Origin of the sequence: Lentzea sp. (assembly GCF_036380075.1) — a bacterium.
GTDB lineage: Bacteria > Actinomycetota > Actinomycetes > Mycobacteriales > Pseudonocardiaceae > Lentzea.
The window spans coordinates 1-23,846 of sequence record NZ_DASVFL010000142.1 but is presented as its reverse complement, the minus strand read 5'-3'; the positions used below and the strand labels follow the sequence as shown (position 1 = coordinate 23,846).

Genomic DNA, 23,846 nt, shown 5'->3' with positions numbered 1-23,846 from the left:
CTTTTGCTCAGGTCTTGGGTACTCGCTTTTGCCCCACCGCGGAAGGGCCGCCATGCCGTCAGCGAACCGTCCCGTCGACCCACGTCGCAAGCCCCGCCAGGTCCGCGCGGAGCTCACCCGCGACCGCATCCTCACCGCGGCTGCTCACGTTTTCGCCGAGCACGGCTACGCCGCCGGCACCACGAACCGCATCGCCGAGCACGCCCGCGTCTCGATCGGCTCGCTGTACCAGTACTTCCCGAACAAGGACGCGATCCTGGCCGAGCTGATGATCCGGCACATCGACCGCGGCGCCTGGCACCGCGCCGACCTCGACCTCTCCCCCGGCTCCCTGGAGACGGTGGTGCGCGCCCTGGTCCGCGACGCCGTCGACAACCACCGCGACGACCCGCGGCTGCTCCGGATCATGATCGAGGAGGGGCAGCTCTCCGACGAGCTGCGCGCCACCGTCCTGCGGCACGGCGAACAGCGCGTGGGCGAGGTCCGCGACCTGTTCGCCCGCCACCCGGACGTGCGCGTGCGGGACCTGGACGCGGCGGCCGAGCTGGTCGTGTTCACCGTGGAGATCAACACGCACCGGCTGGCGGCGTTCCCGCAGGGGCTGTCGATCGAGACGGTGGAGAACGAGCTGGTGGACATGGTGACCCGCTACCTGCGGGGTTAGGCCAGCCCCGCGGCGTTCGCGCTGTACGCCCAGAACGCCTTGACGTCCTCGGGTTTCTCGCGCGTGGACGGCAGCGCGTGCGCCGGCCGTTCCCGCCGGTCGTGCCAGAAGCGTCCCGACCGCGGTGCGGGACTGGTCGCGGCCAGCCAGACGATCGTGTCCGCGCCCTCCTCCGCGGTGCGCAGGAACGCCTTCGTCAACCGGTGGAACCCCGGCAGCGACCCGGCGACGCCCGGTGTGTCGGCCCAGCCGGGGTGCATGCCGTGCACCGTGATGCCGTCGGACGCGTACCGCTCGGCCAGCAACGGCGCGAGCACGACCTGCATGCGTTTCGTGCGCGCGTAGGCGGTGGCGCCGCGGTATTCGCCCTCGCGGTACTCAGGATCGTCGGCGCGCAGGCGTTGCGTGTACATGCCGCCGGAAGACACGAGGACAACGCGCGCGTCGGGTGAAGCCGCGAGCAACGGACGCAGCAAGTCGGTCAGCAGCAACGGGCCGAGCACGTGCGTGGCGAACGTCAGCTCGTGCCCCTCGGGCGTCTCCGTGCGTTCCCGCGGCAGCACACCCGCGTTGTGCACCAGCACGTCGAGGCGGTCGAACTCCGCGGTCATCTCACCGGCGAAGCGGCGCACCGAGTCCGGGCTGGACAGGTCGCAGAGCCGGACCTGCACCACCGCGTCCGGCACCGCGGCGACGATCTCGGCCCGCGCGGCCTCGCCCTTGGCCCGGTCGCGCACCACCAGGACCACCGCCGAGCCCAGCCGCGCCAGGCCCAGTGCGGTCGCCTTGCCGATCCCGGAACCCGCGCCGGTCACGACGGAGAGCCCCGCGCGCAGCGCACCGGGTTTCGGGTCGCCGGCGGGCCACGACCCGCGGCGGAGCCGGTAGCCCCACTTCGAGTAGCCCGGCACCACGAGCCGGTCCGCGAGCGAGTCGAGCATGGAGGAGCCTCCTGTCAGCCGTAGCGGAGGGGTTTCCGCGCGGGCGCCTCCAGCACGCGTGACGCGAGCCACGCGAGGCCGTCGGCGGTGCTCGCGGGGGTTCCGGTCGGCTGGACGACGTGGCTGAGCACGGCGCGCGTGATCAGGTCGATGAGGACGCCGACCTGCTCGTCGCCCAGGCCCGTCGGGTACGCCGCCACCCGCGCGGCGAGCATCGTCCTGACGTCGGCGAGCAGCGTCTCGGCCCGGGTGGTGAGCAGCGGCAGCAGCTCGGTGTCCGCGCCGCGCGTCGCCGAGGCGATGGCGCGGACCAGCAGGTTGCCCCCGGCCAGCTCCAGCACGTCGCGGACGGCGTCGTGGATCGCCTCGACGAGGTCGTCGCCGTGGCGGTCGAACGCGTCGCCGACGGTGGCGAGGAACCGGCCCAGCTCGTGGGCGAGCATGGCCTCGGCGAGCCCGTTCTTCGAGCCGACCTCGTTGTAGACGGTCTGGCGGCTCACCCCGGCCTGCTCGGCGAGCCGGACCATCGTGACCGCGGCCCAGCCGTCGCGGGCCGTCATCGCGATCGCCGCCTCGATGATCGGCAGGCGGCGCTGACCACCCGCCGCCGCCGATGTGTCACCCATGCCCGCGATCCTAGGCGGACGTCACCCTTCCCGGCGCGACGAAGTCGATCTTCTCCCGGACGCCGCAGTCGGGACAGCACCACGAGTCCGGGATGGACGACCACGGCGTGCCCGCCGGGAAGCCCTCGCGCGGGTCGCCGGCCGACTCGTCGTAGACGTACCCGCAGCCGGGGCACATCCCGCCCGCGGTCGCGTCGCCGCGGGTGTCGGCCACGACGTCCTCGCCCGCACCGGTGCCGCCGTACCGCGCCAGCACCTTCGCGCGCTTGCCCGGCTGGATGTTCGCGCGGCCGATGTCGCCGTCGAAGTGGGCGCGCACCCGCGGGTCCATCACGCGGCGCCACACCGGCGGCACGAGCGCCAGCAGGATCATCCCGGCGTACCCGGTCGGCAGCACCGGCGACTCCTCGAAGTCGCGCAGCGTCTGGTAGCGCCGGGTCGGGTTGGCGTGGTGGTCGCTGTGCCGCTGCAGGTGGTAGAGCAGCACGTTGGTGGCGATGTTGTTGGAGTTCCAGCTGTGGCTGGGATCCACCCGCTCGTAGCGGCGCCGGCCGGGCGGGCCGACCTTCCGCCGCAACATCCCGTAGTGCTCCATGTAGTTCACGACCTCGAGCAGCGAGAAGCCGATCACGGCCTGCACCAGCAGGTACGGCACGATGCCGACGCCGAGCCAGACGATCATCGCCGCCCACAGCGCCGCCGACATCAGCCACGCGTTGAGCACGTCGTTGCCCAGCCGGTACGGGTGCCGGTCGCGGCGGCCGTACCGCTTGCGCTCCAGCCGCCACGCCGACCTCACCGAACCGGCGACCGTGCGCGGCCAGAACCGGTAGAAGCTCTCCCCCACCCGGCTGCTCGCCGGGTCCTCCGGCGTCGCGACGCGGACGTGGTGGCCGCGGTTGTGCTCGATGTAGAAGTGGCCGTAGAAGCTCTGCGCCAGCGCGATCTTGGACAGCCACCGCTCGTGGCTCTCCTTCTTGTGCCCCAGCTCGTGCGCGGTGTTGATGCCGATGCCGCCGATGCACCCGATGGACACCGCGAGCCCGATCTTGTCCACGACGGACAGGTCGCCGCGCGCGATCACCCAGAACGCCAGCACGAAGCCGACGTACTGGATCGGCAGGAAGAGGTAGGTGATCCAGCGGTAGTAGCGGTCGTTCTCCAGCCGTTCGATGACGTCGTCCGGCGGGTTGCTCCGGTCGAGCCCGGCGACGAGGTCGACGGCCGGGACGACCACCAGGACCACGATCGGGCCGATCCAGAACCACACGCCCCAGCCCGTGGCGGAGTGCAGCCCGATGGCCAGGAAGGCCAGGGACGGCACGACCAGTCCCAGCAGCCACAGGTGGCGCTTGCCGTCCGTCCACCGCTCGGTCGAGCCGTCGGGCACCGTCGCTTTCTTGCCGCTCATGCCACGCTCCTTCGGGGAGGTTGACAGAACGGTAGGTGACGTAAAGCGGGTTTGACAATAGTCGGCTATCTGTAAACCTCAGACGAGCGCGAGCAGCACCCGTCCGCGACGCCGGTGAGCCACCGCCGTCACCGTCAGGCGCACATCGCCGGCCACGGCCCCGAGCGCCGCGCGGAGGTCGCGGACCACCTGGTCGCGCCGGCTGCGGTGCCACAGCACGACCTCGGCGTGGATGTCCCCGTCGACCTCGGTCTCGACGCTGTGCACGGCGGGATGGCACAGCACGGACTGCTCGACGAGCGACAACCGCTCGTCCTCGGTCAACGGCTTGCGCAACTGGACGACGCGGCTGCTGCAGCTGGACAACGGGACTCCTCTCGTCGGGCACAGGTCAGGACGCACGGAGGAGCCCCCGTGTCACGCTCGTTCACCGGATCGAGTCAGAAGAGCTCGCGGTCGCGTTCCTGCACGCGCACTTCGTCGAGGTCGGCGAGGCGTCTGAGGTTCTGCACGGCCCGTCCCATGCGGTGGTTGGCGCGGACCTGCGACTCGTTGCGGTCCATCCAGGCCCAGTAGCCGGCCGTGAACGGGCACGCGCGCTCGCCGGTGCGCTTTTTCGGGTCGAACCAGCAGCCGCCGCAGTGGTCGGTCATGCGGTTGAGGTAGGCGCCGCCGCTGAGGTACGGCTTGGTCGCGATCACGCCGCCGTCGGCGTGCTGGCTCATGCCGATCACGTTGACCGGCATCACCCACGGGAAACCGTCCACGAAGGACGTGACGAACCAGTCGTTGAGCGCGGCCGGGTCGTAACCCCGTTGCAGCGCGTGGTTTCCCAGCACCATCAGCCGCTGGATGTGGTGCACCCAGCCGTGGTCGCGCACGCCCTCCAGCGCCGTGCGCAGGCACGCCGCGCGCACCGTCCTCGGGCGCAGCTCCGCCCACCAGTCCGGCAACGGCGTCGAGGCCTGGAAGTTGTTGCGGTGCAGGTACTTCCCGCCGAGGTGCCAGTACAGGTGCCACACGTACTCGCGCCAGCCCAGGACCTGCCGGATGAACCCCTCGGCGCTCGCGAGCGGCACCTCGCCCGCGCGGTAGGCGTCCTCGGCCGCGTAGACGACCTCCAGCGGGTGGAGCAGGCCGTGGTTGAGCGGGACGGACAGCAGCGAGTGCGCCATCGTCCAGTCCTTGGTCAGCACGGCGTCCTCGTGCGGGCCGAAGTGCGGCAACCGGTCGCGGACGAACGTCTCCAGCGCCTTGAGCGCCTCGGCGCGGGTGATGGCGAACCGCCGCGGCCCGTCCTTGCCGACCGCGGGCAGCTCCAGCGCGTCGAGGTCCTCGCGGACCTTCGCGTCGATCTCGTCCTCCTCCGGCCACCACGGGGCCGGCACGCCCAGCTTCGCGCGCTTGGGCGGTGGTTCGCGGTTCTCGACGTCGAGGTTCCACCGCCCGCCGACCGGCGCGTCGCCGTCCATCAGCACGTCGAAGCGCGAGCGCTGGAAGTGGTAGAAGTCCTCCATCAGGAACCGCTCGCGGGTGCCGGCCCACGCCGTGAACTCGTCGCGGGACAACGCGAACGCGGGTGTCGGGCGCACCTCGACGCCGAGCCGGTGCAGCATGTCCCGCGCGGCGATCGACCCCGGCTGGTGGGCGACGAGCGGGCGGCCGAACGCGCGGATCGCCTCGGTGTAGGTCTCCGCGCGCACGAGCGTGACGCGGTCGCCGAGCTCCTGCGCCAGGTGCCGCATGCCGGACAGCACCAGGTGCAGCTTCTGCCGGTGGTAGGGCCTGCGGCGCAGCGCCGCCGCGGACTCGACGAGCAGGATCTCGTCGTGGCCGGTGTAGAAGTGCGGTCCGAGCTGGTCGCCGAACAGCAGGAGCGCGGTCATCGGTCACCGCGCAGGTCGGCGAGCACGGCGTGGGCGGCCCGCCGTCCCGAGTGCAGCGCGCCCTGGAGCGAGCTGGTGTCGCGGTGGTCGCCGCACACGTAACGCCTTTCTCCGGCGCGGACGGACTGCTTGAGCCGGTGCGGCGCGTCCATCCTGGGCAGCGCGCGCTCGATCTCGTACCGGCGCAGCAGCTCCCACTTCGCCGTGTCGTTGCCGTACAGGCGGTTCAGGTGCGTCCGGACGTCCTTTTCGGACGCTTGCCCGAGGACGGTCGCCTGCACGAGCGGGGCGTGCGGCGAGTAGGGGCGGGAGACCTCCGACATCACGGCCGTGTTGACGACCGGGCCGCCGTTCGCGTCGACCACCAGGCACCCGTCGCGCAGCGGCGACCTCGGCGGCCGGAAGTACCACGTCGTGACGCTGTTCCAGCGCGGTTCTACCAGGCCGGGCAGGAGCCCGGCCGCCGTCGTGCCGTCCGTCGCGACCACGACGGCGTCGGCGGCGAGGCGTTCCCCGCCTTCGAGGTCGACGCCGTCGTCGTGCACGGCGTGCACGGGCGTCTCCAGGCGGACCGTCCCGTCGGGCAGCTTCGCGGCGAGGGCCTTCGGCAGCTCGCCCATGCCGAGCGCGGGCACGGCGGCGCCGCCGCGGGCGAAGCTGCGCCACACCAGGTGGAAGAACCGGGACGACGTCGTCAGTTCCCGTTCGAGGAACACTCCCGAGAGGAACGGCCGGAAGACCTTGGTCACCGCACGGTCGGTGACTCCCAGGCGGCGCAGCTCGTCGCGCGTGGTGCGGTCCGGTGCGGTGAGCAGCGGCCGGGCGGGTCCGAAGGCGTCGCGGGCGGAGAAGCCGGACAGCGCGGCGAGGTCGCGGGCGCCCAGGACGTGCTGGCGCAACACCCCGTCCCACGAGGAAGGTCCGGTGCGCGGGTCGGCGAGCAGGTCGTGGCGGCCGTCGTCGTGCACGAAGACCCCGGAGCGCAGGTGCCGCAACGGGAACGGTCCCAGGTCGAGGCGCCTCAGCTCCGGGTAGGCGGGCAGCATGATCTGGAAGCCCCGGTCGAACCGCACCCCGTCGACGACGTCGGTCCGCACCCGGCCACCGACCTCGTCGCCCGCCTCCAGCACGGCGACCTCCAAGCCGGCCGCGGTCAACTCCAGCGCGGCGCTCAGACCCGCCAGTCCTGCTCCCACCACCACGATCACCCATCGACCGTATGGGCCGTCCGGACCCTTCGCACGACGAGCGCACCGCGGTGTAGCCGGGCGCGATCGGCAGGCGTGCGGTTGATCGCCGTACGATGCGGTTGGACGTGCGTCAAGAAGCCGGCGGCGTGGACTCCCACAACAGACGAAGGAGTGCCGCGGTGCAGCCTCCGATCACCGCTCTCGTGGACGACCTGCCCGTGGTCGTCTGGCGGGGCGAGTCGGCGGGACGCGTGGTCACCTTCCTGTCCGGCGCCGTCGAACGCCTCCTGGGCCATCCCGCCGGCCGGTGGCTCGCCGACCCCGGTTTCTGGGCGGAGATCACCCATCCCGACGACCGCGAGGACAGCCAGCGGCTGCGCTGGGGCCCGGACGACTACGAGACCGTCTACCGCGTGCGCACGACCGCGGGCGACCTCGTGTGGCTGCTGGAGCGGACGCGGGTGCACGGCGCGGTCCGCAGCGGTGTGCTCGTCGACGTCACGGCCCACCACGCGGCGGCGGAACGGCAGCGGTTCCTCGACCTGCTCGAACGCGAGTCGCAGCGCGTCGACGACGCCGAGGACCTGATGGCGCTCGCGACCCGGTTGCTCGGCGAGCACCTGGGCGCGGACAGGTGCGCCTATGCGCGCACGGAGGAAGACGAGAACCACATCGTCATGAGCGGCGACCACGCGACGGGGTTGCCTCCGCTGCCCGGCCGGTTCGCGATGCGCGCGTTCGGCAACGGCGCGTTGACCGCTATGCGAGCCGGCAGACCGTGGGTGGTCAACGACTCCTTGAACGACCCACGGCTCGATGACGAGGATCTTGTCGCGTACGACGTGACCGGGATCCGTGCCGTGATCTGCCTGCCGCTGTTGCGCGGTGGACGGTTCGTCGCCGCCATGGCCGTGCATCAGGCCACTGTCCGGAACTGGACGCGCGACGAGATCGACCTCGTGTCCGTCGTGGTGAACCGGTGCTGGGAGTCGCTGCAGCGCGTGCACGCGGACCGCGCGTTGCGCGACAGCGAGAAGCGCCACCGCCAGCTCGTGGAGCGGGCGACGGACGCGATCTGGATGCTCGACCACGAGATGCGGTTCGTGTCGGTCAACCCGGCGACCGGCCACCTGCTCGGGTACCGGTCCGACCAGCTGGTCGGCACCCCGGTCGCCGGCCTGCTCGTCGACGGGCTTCCGGCCGACCTCTCCGCCGCGCAGGTCGTGCCGATGCGGCACGCCGACGGCACCGTGGTCGCGCTGGAGCTGAGCGTCCAGGCCACGCCGACGGGGTTCCAGGCGATCGGCCGCGACGTCACCGAGCGGCAACGCGCCGAGGCCGAACGCGAGCTGCTGCTCCAGCGCGAGCACGAGATCGCGGCGGCGTTGCAGGAGAGCCTGCTCCCGCGCGAGCTCCCGTCGCTGCCGAGGCTCGCGACCGCCGCCCGGTACCTGCCCGCCGCCCGGTACTCGCAGATCGGCGGCGACTGGTACGAGGTCGTGCCGCTCGGCGGGACGCGCGTGGGCCTGACCGTCGGCGACGTCGTCGGCAAGGGTCCGGCCGCCGCCGCGGTGATGGGCCAGCTGCGCAGCGCGCTGACCGGCTACCTGCTCGACGGCCACTCCCCCGCGGAGGCGTTGCGGCGCCTGGACGTCTTCGCCCTGCGCGTGAACGGCGCCGCCGGCAGCACGTGCGCGTGCATCGTCTTCGACACCGACGTCGGCGAGCTGTGCTGGGCGTCGGCGGGCCACCCGCCACCGGTCGTCGTCGACGCGACGGGCGCCCGCGCGCTGACCGAGAAGATCGGCCCGGTCCTCGGCGCCGTCGGCGCCACCCTCCCCCCGCAGCACGCGACCCCGTTACCGCCGGGCGCGTCCGTGGTCCTGTACACCGACGGCCTGGTGGAACGCCGCGGCGAGGTCCTCGACGAGGGCGTGCGGCGCCTGGTCGAGGCCGTGGCCGCGAACCTCGCCCCGGTCCTGCTGGTGCGGCGCATCATCGAGAAGGTCCTGTCCGGCGACCAGGCCGACGACGTGGCCCTGGTGGTCGCCCGCCACCAGCCTCCGCCGTTGCACCGCCGCCTGCCGGCCGAGCCGCTCGAGCTCTCCGCCCTGCGCCGCACCGCCACCGCCTGGGCCACCACCGCGGGCCTGCCGGAGGACTCCGTCTACGACCTGGAACTGGCCCTCGGCGAGGCCGCGGCGAACGTCGTCGACCACGCCTACCCGAACGGTGATGGCACGTTCGACACGACCCTCGAGTGGACCGGCCGCGGCGTGCTGGTGACGGTCGCCGACCAGGGCCGCTGGCGCCCGGCCCCGGCCGACAAGGGCGACCGCGGCCGAGGCCTGACGATGATCCGCGCCCTCAGCGACTCCGCCGACCTGACCGCGAGCGAGGACGGCACCACCATCCGCTTCCACATCCCGCTCGCCACGGACACCCCGGCCGTCCCCTCCGACCGCCCGCACGACACCGGGACCGTGACGGGCCTGACCGACGGCGGCGACGAGCACGTGCAGCTGGTCCTGCTGACCGGCGACCTGGACATCGCGACCGTCGAGGACCTCCGCGACGCCCTGCTCCGGCGCGTGGACGTGGCGGACGAACGTCCCGTCGAGGTGGACCTGACCGGGCTCGACTACCTCAGCAGCTCGGGGATCGCGCTGCTGCTGCAGGCCCTGACGCGTGCGGAGGGCCGGGGGCGGTCGCTGTCGCTGGTGGCGGCGGAGGGGTCGGCTCCGGCCCGGATCCTGGACCTGTCCGGGTTGGCGCACACGACGCGTCGCTGAGGCCGGCGGCGCAGTGCCGACACCGACGTCCCCGGTGCCACCGGCGTCACTGACGTCGCAGCAGGACCAGCGCGATGTCGTCCTGCTTGCCCTGGCCCAGCTCGGCGAGGAGGCGGTCGGCCAGCTCGTCCATGTCGTCGGTGTGCGAGACGGCGGCGCGGAGCTTCTCCATGCCCTCGTCGAGGTCGATGCCGGGGCGTTCCACCAGGCCGTCGGTGGTCAGCAGGACGGTGGTGCCGGGCGGCAGCGGAAGGGTGGTGGCTTCCGGGCGGTCGAGGCCGATGCCCAGCAGCGGGCCCTTGATCGGGGCGTACCGGGCGCCGTCGGCGTCGAACAGCAGCGGCGGGACGTGGCCCGCGTTGGCCACGTCCACGGTGCCGGCCTCCAGGTCGACCAGGAGCAGGCACATGGTCGTGAGGCCGCCGGTCGAGTGGAAGCGTTCCAGCAGGACGTCGACGCGGCGCAGGATCTCGGCCGGGCGGTGGCCCTCGACGGCGTAGGCGCGCAGGGTGTGGCGGACCTCGGCCATGATGGTCGCGGCCTCGATCGAGTGGCCGCACACGTCGCCGATGGCGATCAGGGACAGGCCGTCGAGCTCGATCACGTCGTAGAAGTCGCCGCCGATCTCGGCGTTGCTCTGGGCCGGGACGTAGCGGGCCGTCATCGGCAGCTCGGCGCGCTGGGGCAGGTCGCGGGGCAGGAGGCTGCGCTGCAGCGTCAGCGCCAGGGAGTGTTCCTCGGCGAACGTGTGCAGGCCCTCCGCCGCCAGCGCGGTCGCCTGGGCCAGCTGCGAGAGCAGGTTGCGGTCGTCGTCGCCGAGCACGGACTCCGGCGCGACCGCGATGCAGATCGGCGACCGGCGCAGCTTCGTGCGGGCGAGTGCCGCCACGACGGGGGCGCCCGGCTGCCACGCCTCGCCCTCGACCACGGTCACGCCGACGCCGGGGTTGAGCGACGCCATCCACCGGTCGACGGCGGCGTCGTCCGGACGCGGCGCGCCACCCGCGGCGGCCACGCAGACGGCGCCGGACGACGCGCCCAGCGCGGCGGTCGCCGGGGTGTCGAGCATGTCGGCGGCGCCGATCGCGGCGGCTTCGACCAGGGCGTCGAACGTGGTCGCGGCGTTGAGCGCCAGCGTCGCGGTGGTGAGGCTGGTCAGGCGGGCGGCGAGGTGTTCGGCGAGGGCGCGGGCGCGGTGGTAGCGCAGGGCCGCCTCGACGTTGGCCAGCAGCTCGCCGGGGTCGACCGGTTCGGTGAGGTAGGCGTCGGCGCCGCGGGTCAGGCCGGTGACCTTGTCCTCGGGCTCGATGTAGGTCGCCGACAGCATCACGACGGGAACGGAGCTGGTGCGCGGGTCTGCCTTGATCCGTTCGGTGACGTCGTAGCCGCTCATGTCGGGCAGGTGCACGTCGAGCAGCACGAGGTCGAACGAGTGGTGCTCCAGCGCGGTCAGCGCCTCGGCGGCCGTGGTGGCCTCCACGACCGTGTGGCCGCTGCGGCGCAGCCAGCTGCACGCGATGAACCTGCTGGCCTCCAGGTCGTCGACCACGAGGACCCTGGCCGGTCCGCCGCCCATCGCTGTCGGGTTCATCGGGCCTCCGTTCTGCGTGCGGTGAGCTGGGCGTCCCGGACGGCGCGGTTCACCGTCTCCGGCGCGATCCCCTCCTCGTGCAGCATCGCGGCGCCGAGGCCGTGCACGGTGCGGGCGAGGCCGCCGGTGTCGTCGCCGCACACGACCACGACCGGGACCGCATTCAGATCGGGGTCGAGGCGCAGCACCGACAGCACCGCGCTGCCGCTCATCAGCGGCGCGTTCGCGCCCACCACGACGAGGTCGGGCCGCCGCGACTTGACGAGGTTCAGGGCGCTGCGGCCGTCACCGGCCTCGACGACGTCGTCGGCGAGGCCCGCGAGCGCGTCGCGCAGCTGCCGGCGGACGTCCTCGTCGCCGTCGGCGATCACCGCGCACGCGACCGGCGCGGGCTGCGCGAGCTCGTCCTTGCCGGTCGGCAGGGTCAGCACCACCTCGGTGCCGACGGCGGGGGTGCTGTTCAGCCTCAGCGCGCCGCCGAGGATCTCGGCGAGCTTGCGCGCGTAGGACAGGCCCAGGCCGGTGCCGCTCGCGCCGACCTGGAGCGCGTTCGGCACCTGGTAGAACTCCTCGAAGACCTTGCCCTGCTCGGCGGGCGGGATGCCGATGCCCGTGTCGGTGATGACGAACCGGACCTCGTCGGGTCCCGGTCCCGGCTCGGCGGTGAAGCGGATCTCGCCGTGCTTGGTGAACTTCACGGCGTTCGACAGCACGTTGCGCAGGATCCGCACGAGCATCGTCTCGTCGGTGACGAGCGTCGGCAGCTCGGGGATCGCCCCGTCCACGACCAGCCGCACGTCGCCGGAACGCAGCAACGGCCGCACCGAGGCCCGCAGCTGCGTGATCACGTAGTCGATCGCGACGGGCGCCATCCGCGGTTCCAGGCTGCCCGACTCGGCCTTGGCGGTGTCGAGCAGCTCGTTCACCAGCGCCAGCAACGTCGCCGCCGACTCGTTGATCAGGTCGACGTGGTGGCGCTGGTCGTCGGTCATCGGGTCGCCGCCGGGCGCGCCGAGCAGGCGCGTCAGGCCGACGACGGAGTTGATCGGCGCGCGCAGCTCGTGGCTGATGTTGGACCAGAACCGGATGCGCGCGGCCGCGGCGTCCCGCAGCTCCGCCGACTTCGCGTCCAGCTCGGCGTAGAGGGCGACCACGCCCTGGTTCGTCCGCTCCAGCTCCTCGGAAAGCTCCTGGTAGAGCGCGACGACGCCGCGGTTGGTCTCCTCCAGCTCGTCGTTGAGCCGTTCCAGCTCCGCGCTCTTGGCCTCCAGGTTCTCGAGCGTCTCGAGCAGCTCCTGGTTCTGCGCCCGCAGCTCGTCGAGCGCCGTCGTGCCCGCCGTGCCGCGCAGCTCCCGCAGCAGGCCCTCGTCGACCGCGGCGGAGTGGTGCAGCTTCTTCACCAGCGTGACGCCCGCGGACGTCAGGGCCAGCTCGTCCATCAACCGGCGCGCGGTGTCCCAGCCGGGGCCGGAGCCGACCACGCCCGGCACGTGCCACGCCAGCTCGACCAGCAGCGCGGGGACGAGCCCGTGCCGCAGCGAGAAGACCGCGGTCGTCGAGACCTCCTGCCGCACCAGCTCCCGGCCGACGTCGCTGAGCGCCGTCGCCACCCGCACCTGGTTCTGCCCGTCCAGCCCGACGGCCGCCGCGACCTGGCGCCCGCGCTGGCGGAGCAGGAACACGTCCCGTTCGTCGGCGACGGGCAGGCGCAGCAGCTCGGTCGTGGTCATGCCGGTCTGGCCACCAGGACGCCGGCGTCGTCGTTGCGCACCCCGGCTTCGCGCAGCAGCGTCGCCGCGATCAGGACCGGCTGGTCGTTGACCAGGTCGCCGCCGAAGTCGGCGCCCCAGCGCTCGGTCAGGCCGTCGGAGTGCAGCACCACCACGGCGCGTTCCGGCAGCGCGTAGTCGAACGTCCGGATCGTGCGCGCCTGGTGACCCGCCACACCGGGGACGGAGACCATGCCCTGCTTGCGGCCGTCGGCGAGGACGGACCCGGCGATGTTGCCCAGCCCGCAGAAGCGCACGGACCTGGCGGCGAGGTCGATGTCGGCGACCGCCACCGCACCGCCGCGCGTGCCGCGCAGGGCCTGGTGCAGACGCGTGACCAGCTGGTTGGCCGGCATCGGGGCCAGCTCGCGGAACAGCCGCACCGCGGCGTCGGACGCGGCCGCGGCCAGCGGGCCGTGCCCGGAGCCGTCGCACATCATCAGCGTCAGCCGGTCCGCGCCGCGGCAGAACGCGTAGGCGTCGCCGCAGACCTCCTCGCCGGTGATGGGCCTGGTGATCCCCTCCGCGGCGTCCGCACCCCACTCGGGCGCCCAGTCCGGCCTCGGCCCGAACCGCGCCACCAGCGCGGTGCCCGAACCCGGCCGGGAGGTCATGGAGCAGGAGCTGGCGAGCCGGGCCACCGCGCCCAGGCCGACGCCGAGCGTGCCGGTCGTCGACTGCCCGTCCTGCCACGCCAGCGCGACGTCGCGGATGCCGGGCCCGCGGTCCACGGCGACGACCTCGACGGCCGCGTCGTGCTCGCCGCGCACCGAACGGATCAGCACCACGCCCTGCCGCGCGTGCTTGTGCAGGTTCGTGCCGATCTCGGTCACCGCGAGGCCGATCTCCGCGGCCCGCGCCCCGCCGAACCCGAGCCGGTCGGCCAGCGCCGCCGCCGTGCGGCGGATCCTGCCGACCTGGGCGGTCTCCTCGACGGGCAGCCAGGCCTCGTCGCGGACCAGCGGCAGGCACGTCGCGGTCGTCATCTCTTCCACTTGACCACCGTCACGACGGTGCCGCGGCCGACCTCGGTGTCGAGGTCGAACTGGTCCACCAGGCGCTTGGCGCCGCTGAGCCCGAGACCGAGCCCGCTGCCGCTGCTCCAGCCGTCGGCCAGCGCCAGCGTGAGGTCGGGGATGCCCGGTCCGTCGTCGTGGAACGACGCGCGGACGCCGGCACGGCGCCCGTCGCTGACCTCCTCGACGCGGGCGAAGCCGCCGCCGCCGTAGATGAGCGTGTTGCGGGCGAGCTCGCTGGCCGCCGTGACCAGCTTGGTCTGGTCGACCAGCGACAGCTTCGTCTGCTGCGCGTAGGTGCGCACGAGCTGGCGGACGCGCACGACGTCGTCGTCGCCGCTGATCGCCAGCTCCTCCGGCCCCTCGGACCGGGGCGGCATCAGGCGTCCTGCGCGAACTCGTCGGAGTGTGCGAGCACACCCCGCCGCTGACGCCCGAGCTGCCCGAGGATCTTCATGCCGCGTTCGAGGTCCAGCGCCGTGCGCACGCCACCGAGCGTGAGGCCCAGCTCCACCAGGGTGATCGCCACGGCGGGACGCATGCCCACCACGACCGTGTCGGCGTCGAACAGACGGGAGATGGACGCGATCGTCGCGAACATCCGCCCGATGAACGAGTCGACGATCTCCACCGCGGAGATGTCGATGACCACGCCGTGGGCGCCGGTCGCGCTGATCTTCTCCGCCAGGTCCTCCTGCAGGGCCATCACGCTCTGGTCCTGGAGGTCGATCTGGATGGAGACCAGCAGCACCCCGCCGATCTTCAGAATCGGGACGCGTTCCATCAGACGGCCTCGCCGCGCACCACGTCGACGCCTTCACGGCGCAGCGCGTGCCGCAGGGCGTCGGCGAGCGAGGCCTTGGTGACGATGTCGCCGAACTCGATGCCCAGTGCCACGATCGTCTGCGCGATCTGCGGGCGGATGCCGGACACGATGCACTCCGCGCCCATCAGCCGCGCCGCGACCACGGTCTTGAGCAGGTGCTGCGCGACCTGCGTGTCGACGGCGAAGACACCGGTGATGTCGATGATGGCGTGCTCGGAGCCGGTCTCGACCAGCATCTCCAGCAGCTTCTCCATGACGACCTGGGTGCGGGCGGAGTCGAGCGTGCCCACCAGCGGCACCGCCAGCACGCCCTCCCAGATCTTCACCACCGGCGTGGTCAGCTCGAGCAGCTGCTCGGACTGCTCGCGGATGATCTCCTCGCGGGCGCGCGAGTAGGACTCGAACGTCAGCAGGCCGAGCGAGTCGAGCAGCCGGGAGAACCCGAGCACCTCGCGGAAGAGCTCCGGGTCGGTGTCGCCCTCGGTGAGCTCGAAGACCTGCTGCTTGAGCGAGAACAGGCTCGACGCGGTCTCCGTCGGCGTGAAACCGGCGCGGACCCTGGAGCGCGAGTACTCCTCCAGCAGTGACCTGATCTCGGCGAACTCCGGCGAGGAGGTGTCCGCGCCGTCGGATCCGACCAGCGGCAGCAGGGCCTCGAAGAACTCCCGGTAGTCGGACTCCAGCTCCGCCTTCGTCGCCCGTCCGCGCAGCAACGCCGCGACCACGCCCACCCACTTCTCGATCAAGGGCTCCGCGTTCGCCCGCAGCAGCTCGGTCAAACGCCGGGCGTGCCCCGCATCTGCAGTCACTCATGCCTCCTCAGGCGGTCCGTACCCCGCAGACAGTAGCCGTGCGCGACCCCCGGACCCGACAGGTGGTTGCCGCGTTTAGCAACTTCCCGCACGAGGTACGTTCACCCAGCACACCGAGAACAGAAAGGCACCCTCTTGGCCGTCGGAGGCGAGCCCCCTGACACCCCGCACGTGCTGGAGCTGAACCGCGACGTGGTCGACATCGCGGAGGCCCGCCGGTGGGCCGGTTCGGCGTTGCCGCAGCTGCACGAGGACGACCTGCTCGACGTCCAGCTGATCGTGACCGAGCTGGTCTCGAACGTCTACGACCACGGGGAGTTCCCCGCCCGGCTGACGCTGCGCACGCCGCGCGACGCCGTGCGGATCGAGGTCGAGGACTCCTCGACGATCCCGCCGGTGCTCAAGCCGTCGTCACCGCACTCGGCGCGTGGGCGCGGGCTCGTGCTGGTGGACCAGCTGGCGCGGGAGTGGGGCGTGACGGAGCAGCCCTCCGGCAAGGCGGTGTGGGCTGTCGTTCCGCGCACGGACGGTGTGTGAGAGCGGTCTCCCCGGACGGGGTCAGCGCCGCCGGGGCGGCGGGACGGCCCTGACGGCGGCGAGCGCGTCGGGCAGGGTCGGGTAAAGCGCCAGGAGCACGTCCACGCCGGAGATCGCGAGCGGCATGCGCACGGCGCGGGTGCCGGCGACGATCGCGAGCGGCACGGCCGCGGCCTCCGCCTGCTGCCACACGGCGGCGAGCATGTTGACGCCGGCGGACCCGAAGAACGTCACGGCGTTGAGGTCCAGGACGACACCGGCGGGCAGCCGGCGCACGGCCTCGGCCGCGGTGAGGACGGGTGAGTCCGGGGTCATCCGGTCGACCTCACCCGCGATGGTGACGACGACTATCCCGTCGTGGTCGGTGGTGCGGGCGGTCAGGACCTGCACCGCTCCGTCGGACTGCTGGCTCACTGGCCCGCTCCCCTCGGCACACCGTGCGAAGCGCCGACGCGAGCCGCTGCCCAACCCGGAGAACCTGTTGATGACCTCACATGGATGAATCGATGTTTCAGGTACTCGTTCCCACGCTATGCCCCTTCGTGGTGGGGCACAACCGCGGGGTTGTGTTCGTCCTTGTCCCTCAAGGGTAACCGCACGTCATGACTGAGCCGGTGAACCCAGAAGCCCCGCACGCGCCGGGCACTCCCGACCTGAACGACGTGGAGGAACCTCGCGTTCCGGAGGAAGCGCCCGCCAAGCGGGTGATCAACGACGAGGGACCGGAGGGCCAGGAGCCTCCCGACTAGAGCCGGTCGCCGCCGGGGACGTGCCCCGGCGGCGTTCCGTCCACTTCGGACTCGACGAGTGCTGGTCGTTCCACTCGGCTGTCGTCCACTCCCCGCACGCGTGCACGGGACGAACATTTCGTTAACCCAAGCGGGACAACGAGGTTCGTTCAACGCCAGAACCTCTTGCGGCGCTCCGGCGCGGCGGGCTTCCCGGCGAACTCCGCCAGCACCTGCCGTGCCCGTGCCCACAACCGGTCGACGTCGCCGTCCTCGGTGAGCTCCTCGACGAGGCGGCGCAGCGCCTCGAACTCCCCGCCCCGCCGGCCGGCGACGAGGATGCCGAGCCTGCTGGCGAGGTCGGCGAGCAGGTCGCGGCGTTCCCAGGCGGGCTTGGCCGCCGCCTCGTCCAGGCGGGTCACCTCGACCGCGACGATCTCGCGCAGCCCGGCGGTGTCGTCGGCGGGCGGGACGGGCGGGGACGGGCGCGTCCAGGTCGGCGCGGGACCCGCCCCGCCACCGCCCGAGCGTGCCGGGGCCTGCGGTGCCGGAGGCGGCAGGGGCACGCCGAGGCCGTCCGGGGCCGAGCCGAAGCGCGCCCTCGGTGCGGCACCTCCCGGCGCGGCGAACATCGGCGCCGCCGCCACCGGTCCCCCCGCCGTCAATCCCGCCGCCATCGGGGCGGCGGCGAACTTCGGCGTGCCGAACTCCCAGCCGGAGGGCTGCTCGACCGGCTGCACCACGCGGTGCACCTTCCCATCGGACACGACCCGGTCGTCCACCGCGACGAACGCCGTGAAGCGGCACAGCACGCCGTGGGCGAGCGAGATCCGCACGATCTCCTCCTCCACGGCCCGGTCACCGGTCGCGTACCGGTCCTCCAGGTCGCGCAGCGCGGCGCGGGCCCACTGCGCCCGGACGGCCTGCTCGGTGTGCTCCCGCACGGTCAGCGTCTCCTGCCAGTCGGAGCCGTCCCTGGTGCGGCCGCGCACGGTGACCGTCGCGGGGACCTCGCCGCGGTACCGGCCGAACGCGACCAGCGGCACGCCGGGGTAGATCGCCGACGGCTGCTTCGGCACGTCGGACGCCGGCGTCACGACCACGTCCGTGACCAGCGGTGCCCCGATCCGGCGCTGGATGTGCGCCATGGCCTCGTCGAGCCGGTCCTCGCTCTCGACGAGCTCGCACCGGCCCGCGCCGGCGGCGGCCAGGCGGCCCAGGAAGCCCGCGTTGACGGCCGTGTCGATGCCGACGGTGTGGATCCGGGTCCGGTTGACGACCGGAGCGATGTCGCGCAGGATCTGGTCCTCGTTGCCGACCTGGCCGTCGGTGACCAGCACCAGGACCGGGTCGCGTCCCTCGTCCGCCTTCGCGAGCAGGGAGAGGCCCTCCCTGATCGGCTCGACCATCTCGGTACCGCCGCGGGCCGCCACCTTCGCCAGGTGCTCGACGGCGCGGAAGCGGTGCCGGTCGGTGGCGGACACCAGTCCCCCGCCGAGGTCGGGCCGTTCCAGCCGGTCGTCGAAGGTGATCACCGCGAACGAGTCGTCCGAGGTCAGCGTGTCGACGATCCGGGCGGCCGCCCTGCGGGCCGCGACCATCTTCCAGCCGGACATGCTGCCCGACCGGTCGAGCAGCAGCACGACGTCGCGCGGCCGGACCGGGGTGTCGAGCTCGGGCGGCAGGACGGTGACCTGGTAGGTGCCGCCGTCCTCGTCGGGCACGCACACGGCCGCGGAGCTCGTGTTCGCGTAGGCCAGGCGCAGCACGAAGTCGCGGTCGGCCCGCTCCCCCGGCGCGACGGTGACGGTGGTGCCCTCGGTCTCGACGGTGTGCAGGCTCGACCGGATCTCGCCGAGCTCCAGACCGGCCGGGTCGACGTCGACGCCGATGGTGAGGCGGACCGGGTTCGGGAAGCCAGGCAGCAGCACCGGCGGCGTGATGCGCGACGCGTCCGGCACGGCGTCGGTGTCGTCGGCGTGCCCGTCCCCGACCGACGGCCCGTCGAGGGGCTTGCCGGGGATGTACCGGGGTGCCACCACCAGCGGGAACCGGAACGTCGCAGCCCCGTCCTCGAACACCAGCGGCCCGACGAGGGTCAGCTCGACCGCGACCCGTTCGCCCGGCTGGATGTTGCCGACGCGCATGGTGAAGACGTCGGGCCGGTCCTCCTCGACGATCGAGGCCCGCTGACCGGCCGCGATCGCGTCGTCGTAGGCCTGCCGCGCCGCACCGCGCTCCTGCAGCTCGGCCTCGACGGTGCGGTCGGCGGCGGTCATCTTCATGCCCGTGACGGCCGCCCGGTCGGGCAGCGGGAAGACGTAGGTGGCTTCGAGCGCCGTGTCGTGGGTGTTGACGAACCCGGTGGTCAGCACGGTCCGGCCGACGAGCCCGGTCACCGCCGCCCGCACGTCGAGGCGCTCCAGGGGCAGGTTGCCGCGTTCGGTCCGCAGCGCGCCGATGCCCGCGTCCTCGGTCGTCCAGCCGATGCGGTCCCCCTCGGCGGGCTTCATCGGGGCGACGGAGATGGTCATGGCAGATCCCTTTCGTTCATGAGCAGACCACGGGCGGCGAGCAGGTCGAGCAACGGCCGGGCGGCGGCGGCGATGTCGGCGACGTCGGCCCTGGTCGGCGTGCCCGGCACCAGGACGACGGCTCCGCCGCCGAGGGCGACGCCGTGGAGGGCGGCCGCGGGGGCGGGTGGTGGAGCGGGAACGGGTGGCGGCGGGGTGAGTGGCGGTGGCGCGGGGATGGAAGGAGCCGGGGCGGGCGGCGGAACCGGAGGTGCCGTGTCCGCGGCGGGCGGGCGCGGTGCCGCCGGCTCCGCCCAGAACCGCGGGCGCACCCGGTCCGGCGACGGAGCGTCACCGGCGTCGAGCAGGTCCTCGGGGACGCGGGCGATGGCGGCGAGTGCCGTGTCGTCGGCTCCCGCCAGTTCCGCCTGGACGTCCGCCAGCGTCCTCCCCTCCGACTGCAGCCGCTTGAGCGCCACCAGCTGGAGCAGGTGGCGCCTCTCGTACAGCGCGGTCCGGCCGCGCATGGCCGACGGTCTGTCGACCAGGCCCGTCGTGGCGTACCAGCGGACTGCCCGCCGGTCGGGAACGTCCCGGACCCGCCCGTTGGGCGCGCCCGGGTACTCCGCCGTCAACGCGGCGGAGACGCGGTCCAGCAGTTCGTCGAGCGTCCACACCCCCCGATAGTGACACTGCAACAGTGACAGTGTCAACGTTCTTGCCGATCGCCTTCACGCGCCGTAGCGGCGGTAGGGTTCCGCGCGTCCGCGTGCCCCCTGCACATCCACGCCCAGGACGGAGAGCACGAGTGACCACGGACGAAGTCGGCCAGATCACCGGCCACGACGCCGCGCTGGCGCGGTTGAAGACCAAGAAGGCGCAGATCCTGTACGCGCTGGAGCACCTGCCGCGCGGCTGCACCGTCGAGGACGTGCGCCGCTGGCTCAGCAAGCAGGGCCAGGTCGTGCCGAGCAGGCCGTACGCCACGCCGATCGTCAACGAGTGGCGTGCGCGCAACGGGCTGACCGACACGGCGGGTCACGTGCTGCTGACGCCGGAGCTGCTGGCGAAGCTGGACGAGGTCGACAAGGGCGTCGCGGCCCACACAGCGCCCGCACCCGTGACCGAGCCCGACGTCACCCCCGCACTCGGCGTGACCCCCGAGCCCGACGACGCGCCCGAGCCCCACGGCGAGGCCAAGCCCCACGGCGCGGCCGGCTTCTACGCCGTCGCGCTCCTCAGCATCGGTGTCAGCGTCGACACGTCGTGGCGCTTCTTCGAGCAGCGCCTCGGCATCACCGACACGTGGGAGCGCGTGGCGCTCTTCTCCGTCATGGAGGCGGCTCTCGTCGCGTGCGGCTGGGCCATGCGCGGCGGCGTGCGCCAGAACGGCCGGCCCGGTCCCGCGCGGCTCGTGGCGTGGGCGTTGACCGCGTTCGCCGCCTTCGCCGCGCTCAGCCTGTCCGGGCCGGTCGCGGGCACGGCGCGCGTGCTGCTCGGGCCGGTGCTCGGCCTGGTGATGCTGCACCTCGCGCTCGGCATCGAGATCCGGGCAGCACGTCAGCGCACCACGACGTGGGCGCGTGTCGGGCGGGAGCTGCGCGAACGCCTGCTGTCGTTGCTCGGCCTGGGCGACGACCACCGCGACGCCCTGGCGCGCACGCGTGACCGGGCGGCGTTGCGGGCGGCCAAGCTCGCGCTCGCGAGCCGGTGGACGCCGTGGCGCAAGGCCAGGCTGCGCAAGGCTTTGCACGCCTCGCACGTCGCGCACGACCCCGCCCAGCGCGATCGGATGCTGCGCGAGCTCGGCGTGCTCCAGCACGCCGACAAGCTGGCTCAGACCACCCAGCCCGCGCCGTGGTGACGCCCGTCCTCACCTCCGACGCCGGCCTGGTGCCGGAGATCACCGCGCTGGTGAACCGGGTCTACGCGGACGCCGAGAAGGGCCTGTGGGCCGGCGACACCGCCAGGACCACCGAGGCCGAGGTCGCGGAGCTCGTCCGGGCAGGGCAGATCGCCGTCGTGCGCAAGGACGGCCGCGTCGTCGGCTCCGTCCGGGTCCAGCGGCTGGACGACGGCGCGGGCGAGCTCGGCATGCTGGTCGCCGCCCCGGAGGAACGCGGCACGGGCATCGGCCGCGATCTCGTGGCGTTCGCCGAGGACTGGGCGCGGGAGCGCGGCCTGCCGCGCATGCAGCTCGAGCTGCTGGTGCCGCAGGGGTGGGAGCACCCGGTCAAGGAGTTCCTGCGCGGCTGGTACACGCGCATCGGCTACCGGATCGTCCACGAGGGCGACTTCGCCGCCGACCACCCGGCGCTCGTGCCGCACCTGGCCTGCCCGTGCGACTTCCTGGTGTTCCGCAAGGACCTCGATCCCAGTAGTTGAACGCTTGACCGGTCGCGGAGCGGCGCGGGGTACCGTCCGCTCCTCAAGACCGAGCAAGAGGAGATCGACCGTGCGCCGTCGTACGCGTGGCACAGCCGTTGCCGCGATCGCGTTGACCCTGGTGGTGAGCGCCTGCGCCAAGGACTCCGGTGGCGGCTCCACCGGGTCGACCACCGCCGCCGGGGGCGGCTGCGAGTTCTCGGCGGCGCCCAGCGCGCCCGCCGCGTCGAGCACCAGCGCCGCGGCCGGCGAGAAGGTCGACGGCAGCGCGTTGAAGATCGGCCTGGCCTACGACATCGGCGGCCGGGGCGACGCGTCGTTCAACGACCTCGCCGCCGCCGGGTTCGACAAGGCGATCAAGGACCTGGGCGTCAAGAAGGAGAACACCCGCGAGCTCTCCGCCGCGCCCAACGAGGACGAGGCCGCGAAGCAGACCCGCCTGCGCCAGCTCGCGTCCGAGGGCTTCAACCCGATCGTCGGCGTCGGCTTCGCCTACACCGAGTCGCTCAAGGTCGTGGCGCCGGAGTTCCCGAACGTCCGGTTCGGTCTGGTCGACTCCGCCGTCGAGGGCGCGGCCAACGTGACGCCGCTGGTGTTCGCCGAGCAGGAGGGCGCGTTCCTCGCGGGCGTCGTCGCCGCCTACCAGAGCAAGAAGTGCCACATCGGCTTCGTCGGCGGCGTGGACATCCCGCTGATCCAGAAGTTCGAGGCGGGCTACGTGCAGGGCGCGAAGACCGCGGCGCCGAAGATCCAGTTCGACAAGAAGTACATCACCCCCGCCGGCGACTTCACCGGCTTCCAGGACCCGCCCAAGGGCCAGGAGGCCGCGAAGGGCCTGATCGACAAGGGCGCGGACGTCGTCTACCCGGCCGCGGGCGCGTCCGGCATCGGCGTGTTCGCCGCGGTGAAGCAGGCGGGCGTGCTGGCGATCGGCTGCGACGCCGACCAGTACAACCAGCCCGCGCTCGCCGCCAACCGCGACGTCATCGCCGCGTCGAGCCTCAAGCGCGTCGACGTCGCGGTGTACGACTTCTACCGCGCCGCCGCGAAGAACGACCTCGCGTCGCTGCCGAAGGTGTTCGACCTGAAGGTGGACGGCGTCGGCTACGCGACGTCCGGCGGCAGGGTCGACGCCAAGCTCCAGGGCATCCTCGAGGGCTACAAGGCGCAGATCATCGAAGGCAAGATCAAGGTCTCCGACAAGCCGTGACTCACCGCGCGCGCAGGCGGACCAGCTCCGCCCGCGCGTGCTCGACGCCGCCGGTCTCCCGCCCCCGTCCGCGAGCCAGCTCGTGGGCGAGGTCGGCGGCGGCCTCGAGGAGGTGCCGCGCCCGCCGCTTGCTGTGCACCTGCTTCCCGTACTTCCTGCGGTCGCGCCGCAGCCCGCTGACCGCGTCGAGCAACGGCCGGTCCAGCACGCCGAGCTCGACCTCCGGCTCCAGCACCGCGCGGATCCAGGCCTGCTCTGCCGGGCCGCGTGCCTCAAGACGGAGAACAACGTCGTCAGCTCCACCGCGGCGATCACGAACGGCAGCAGCACCGCCAGGATCCCGATGCCGCCGCTGAGCCCGCCCATGTCGTCCCAGGCGAAGTGGAACACCATCGCGGCCAGCATGGTGAGCACGCCGCGCGGCACGTTGCGCTCCCCCGGCGTCCTGCCCAGCACCCACATCAGCCCGGCGCAGAAGATGGCGCTGAACAACGCGTGCGACACGATCCCGCTCACGCCGCGGATCAGGAAGATCTGCAGGGACGCGCCGAGCTGGCCGACGCCGAACGTCTGCGTGGCGCCGTTGTAGACGTAGAGCACGTCCTCGAACACCTGGAACCCCAGGCCGATGAACGCGCCGATGATGAACCCGTCGTACGCGCTGCGCACGAGCCGCGGCGCGAGGCCGATCAGCAGGACGAGGCCGAGCGCCTTGCCGAGCTCCTCGTTGACCGGCGCCGTCAGCCCGGCCGCCCAGTCCTGCGCGAACTCCGTGCCGCCGACCTTGGCCCAGATCTCCAGCAGGGCGGTGTTCGCGGGCAGCGCGATCCAGAACGTCGCCGCGACCCCTCCCCAGACGAACGCCGCCGCCAGCAGCGAACCGGGCTGCGCGGTGTAGCGGTTGTGGTGGCGCAGGATCAGCAGCCACGGGACCAGGTACAGCCCGAAC

General features: G+C 72.8%; 23 protein-coding genes and 1 pseudogene. 7 read left to right on the top strand and 17 right to left on the bottom strand.

Annotated elements, in window-relative coordinates; translation table 11 throughout:
- Positions 1-52 precede the first annotated feature (52 nt).
- Complete coding sequence (locus VF330_RS17175; protein WP_330852611.1) at positions 53-664, top strand: TetR/AcrR family transcriptional regulator; 612 nt, start codon at positions 53-55, stop codon at positions 662-664.
- On the opposite strand, the gene VF330_RS17170 is transcribed toward VF330_RS17175, so the two are convergent.
- The 6 genes from VF330_RS17170 to VF330_RS17145 form a co-directional block, all read right to left on the bottom strand.
- Positions 661-1,605 (bottom strand): SDR family NAD(P)-dependent oxidoreductase, encoded by a 945-nt coding sequence (locus tag VF330_RS17170; RefSeq protein ID WP_330852610.1) that lies wholly within the window; start codon positions 1,603-1,605, stop codon positions 661-663. The two genes, VF330_RS17175 and VF330_RS17170, sit on opposite strands and share 4 nt — an antisense overlap.
- Positions 1,606-1,619: 14 nt before the next feature.
- Positions 1,620-2,231, bottom strand: coding sequence for a TetR/AcrR family transcriptional regulator (locus tag VF330_RS17165; RefSeq protein WP_330852609.1), 612 nt, complete (start codon positions 2,229-2,231; stop codon positions 1,620-1,622).
- 10 nt (positions 2,232-2,241) lie between these two features.
- Positions 2,242-3,642, bottom strand: coding sequence for a fatty acid desaturase (locus VF330_RS17160; RefSeq protein ID WP_330852608.1), 1,401 nt, complete (start codon positions 3,640-3,642; stop codon positions 2,242-2,244).
- A gap of 78 nt (positions 3,643-3,720) precedes the next feature.
- Positions 3,721-4,008, bottom strand: coding sequence for a hypothetical protein (locus VF330_RS17155; protein ID WP_330852607.1), 288 nt, complete (start codon positions 4,006-4,008; stop codon positions 3,721-3,723).
- Between the two features lie 74 nt (positions 4,009-4,082).
- Positions 4,083-5,528: a cryptochrome/photolyase family protein gene (locus tag VF330_RS17150; RefSeq protein WP_330852606.1), complete on the bottom strand. Its 1,446-nt coding sequence runs from the start codon at positions 5,526-5,528 to the stop codon at positions 4,083-4,085.
- Positions 5,525-6,736: an NAD(P)/FAD-dependent oxidoreductase gene (locus VF330_RS17145; RefSeq protein WP_330852605.1), complete on the bottom strand. Its 1,212-nt coding sequence runs from the start codon at positions 6,734-6,736 to the stop codon at positions 5,525-5,527. Before VF330_RS17145 ends, VF330_RS17150 begins: the two co-directional genes overlap by 4 nt.
- A gap of 161 nt (positions 6,737-6,897) precedes the next feature.
- On the opposite strand from VF330_RS17145, the gene VF330_RS17140 reads away from it, so the two are divergent.
- A complete protein-coding gene (locus VF330_RS17140) occupies positions 6,898-9,510 on the top strand; it encodes a SpoIIE family protein phosphatase (protein WP_330852604.1) in 2,613 nt (870 codons plus the stop codon).
- Between the two features lie 46 nt (positions 9,511-9,556).
- On the opposite strand, the gene VF330_RS17135 is transcribed toward VF330_RS17140, so the two are convergent.
- From VF330_RS17135 to VF330_RS17110, 6 genes are read right to left on the bottom strand one after another with little or no spacing between them, the layout of a single operon-like run.
- Positions 9,557-11,101: a fused response regulator/phosphatase gene (locus VF330_RS17135; protein WP_330852603.1), complete on the bottom strand. Its 1,545-nt coding sequence runs from the start codon at positions 11,099-11,101 to the stop codon at positions 9,557-9,559.
- A complete protein-coding gene (locus VF330_RS17130; protein ID WP_330852602.1) occupies positions 11,098-12,831 on the bottom strand; it encodes an ATP-binding protein in 1,734 nt (577 codons plus the stop codon). The genes VF330_RS17135 and VF330_RS17130 overlap by 4 nt, the downstream gene beginning before the upstream one ends.
- On the bottom strand, positions 12,828-13,856 hold the full coding sequence (locus tag VF330_RS17125; protein ID WP_330852601.1) for an ATP-binding SpoIIE family protein phosphatase: 1,029 nt from the start codon (positions 13,854-13,856) through the stop codon (positions 12,828-12,830). The genes VF330_RS17130 and VF330_RS17125 overlap by 4 nt, the downstream gene beginning before the upstream one ends.
- Entirely contained in the window at positions 13,853-14,266 is a 414-nt protein-coding gene (locus VF330_RS17120) for an ATP-binding protein (protein WP_330852600.1), read from the bottom strand. Before VF330_RS17120 ends, VF330_RS17125 begins: the two co-directional genes overlap by 4 nt.
- A complete protein-coding gene (locus VF330_RS17115; RefSeq protein WP_330852599.1) occupies positions 14,266-14,670 on the bottom strand; it encodes an STAS domain-containing protein in 405 nt (134 codons plus the stop codon). Before VF330_RS17115 ends, VF330_RS17120 begins: the two co-directional genes overlap by 1 nt.
- Positions 14,670-15,521: an STAS domain-containing protein gene (locus tag VF330_RS17110; protein ID WP_330852598.1), complete on the bottom strand. Its 852-nt coding sequence runs from the start codon at positions 15,519-15,521 to the stop codon at positions 14,670-14,672. Before VF330_RS17110 ends, VF330_RS17115 begins: the two co-directional genes overlap by 1 nt.
- Positions 15,522-15,695: 174 nt before the next feature.
- Between VF330_RS17110 and VF330_RS17105 the strand changes: the two genes are divergently transcribed.
- Positions 15,696-16,061 (top strand): ATP-binding protein, encoded by a 366-nt coding sequence (locus tag VF330_RS17105; RefSeq protein WP_330852597.1) that lies wholly within the window; start codon positions 15,696-15,698, stop codon positions 16,059-16,061.
- 21 nt (positions 16,062-16,082) lie between these two features.
- On the opposite strand, the gene VF330_RS17100 is transcribed toward VF330_RS17105, so the two are convergent.
- Positions 16,083-16,475 carry an STAS domain-containing protein gene (locus tag VF330_RS17100; RefSeq protein WP_330852596.1) on the bottom strand — a complete coding sequence of 131 codons (393 nt, stop codon included), beginning with the start codon at positions 16,473-16,475 and terminating at the stop codon, positions 16,083-16,085.
- Positions 16,476-16,663: 188 nt separating this feature from the next.
- Here VF330_RS17100 and VF330_RS17095 point away from each other — a divergent pair, with 188 nt between their 5' ends.
- The gene (locus VF330_RS17095) at positions 16,664-16,810 is read left to right on the top strand and encodes a hypothetical protein (protein ID WP_330852595.1); all 147 of its coding nucleotides are present in this window, start codon (positions 16,664-16,666) and stop codon (positions 16,808-16,810) included.
- Positions 16,811-16,959: 149 nt separating this feature from the next.
- Here VF330_RS17095 and VF330_RS17090 read toward each other — a convergent pair whose 3' ends face one another.
- Together VF330_RS17090 and VF330_RS17085 are read right to left on the bottom strand one after the other, a co-directional pair.
- Positions 16,960-19,323, bottom strand: a complete 2,364-nt coding sequence (locus VF330_RS17090; protein WP_330852594.1) for a VIT domain-containing protein — start codon at positions 19,321-19,323, stop codon at positions 16,960-16,962.
- Positions 19,320-19,979, bottom strand: coding sequence for a MerR family transcriptional regulator (locus VF330_RS17085; RefSeq protein ID WP_330852593.1), 660 nt, complete (start codon positions 19,977-19,979; stop codon positions 19,320-19,322). The genes VF330_RS17090 and VF330_RS17085 overlap by 4 nt, the downstream gene beginning before the upstream one ends.
- A 131-nt stretch (positions 19,980-20,110) precedes the next feature.
- Here VF330_RS17085 and VF330_RS17080 point away from each other — a divergent pair, with 131 nt between their 5' ends.
- From VF330_RS17080 to VF330_RS17070, 3 genes are all read left to right on the top strand, one after another.
- The gene (locus VF330_RS17080; protein ID WP_330852592.1) at positions 20,111-21,166 is read left to right on the top strand and encodes a hypothetical protein; all 1,056 of its coding nucleotides are present in this window, start codon (positions 20,111-20,113) and stop codon (positions 21,164-21,166) included.
- Positions 21,163-21,687, top strand: a complete 525-nt coding sequence (locus VF330_RS17075; protein WP_330852591.1) for a GNAT family N-acetyltransferase — start codon at positions 21,163-21,165, stop codon at positions 21,685-21,687. The genes VF330_RS17080 and VF330_RS17075 overlap by 4 nt, the downstream gene beginning before the upstream one ends.
- 70 nt (positions 21,688-21,757) lie before the next feature.
- The gene (locus VF330_RS17070) at positions 21,758-22,897 is read left to right on the top strand and encodes a BMP family ABC transporter substrate-binding protein (protein ID WP_330852590.1); all 1,140 of its coding nucleotides are present in this window, start codon (positions 21,758-21,760) and stop codon (positions 22,895-22,897) included.
- Between the two features lies 1 nt (position 22,898).
- Here the strand turns inward: VF330_RS17070 and VF330_RS17065 are convergent, their stop codons facing one another.
- Positions 22,899-23,132, bottom strand: a complete 234-nt coding sequence (locus VF330_RS17065) for a hypothetical protein (RefSeq protein WP_330852589.1) — start codon at positions 23,130-23,132, stop codon at positions 22,899-22,901.
- A 134-nt stretch (positions 23,133-23,266) separates the two neighbouring features.
- Positions 23,267-23,725: pseudogene (locus tag VF330_RS17060) on the bottom strand (PrsW family glutamic-type intramembrane protease); the annotation flags it as partial.
- Positions 23,726-23,846 lie beyond the last annotated feature (121 nt).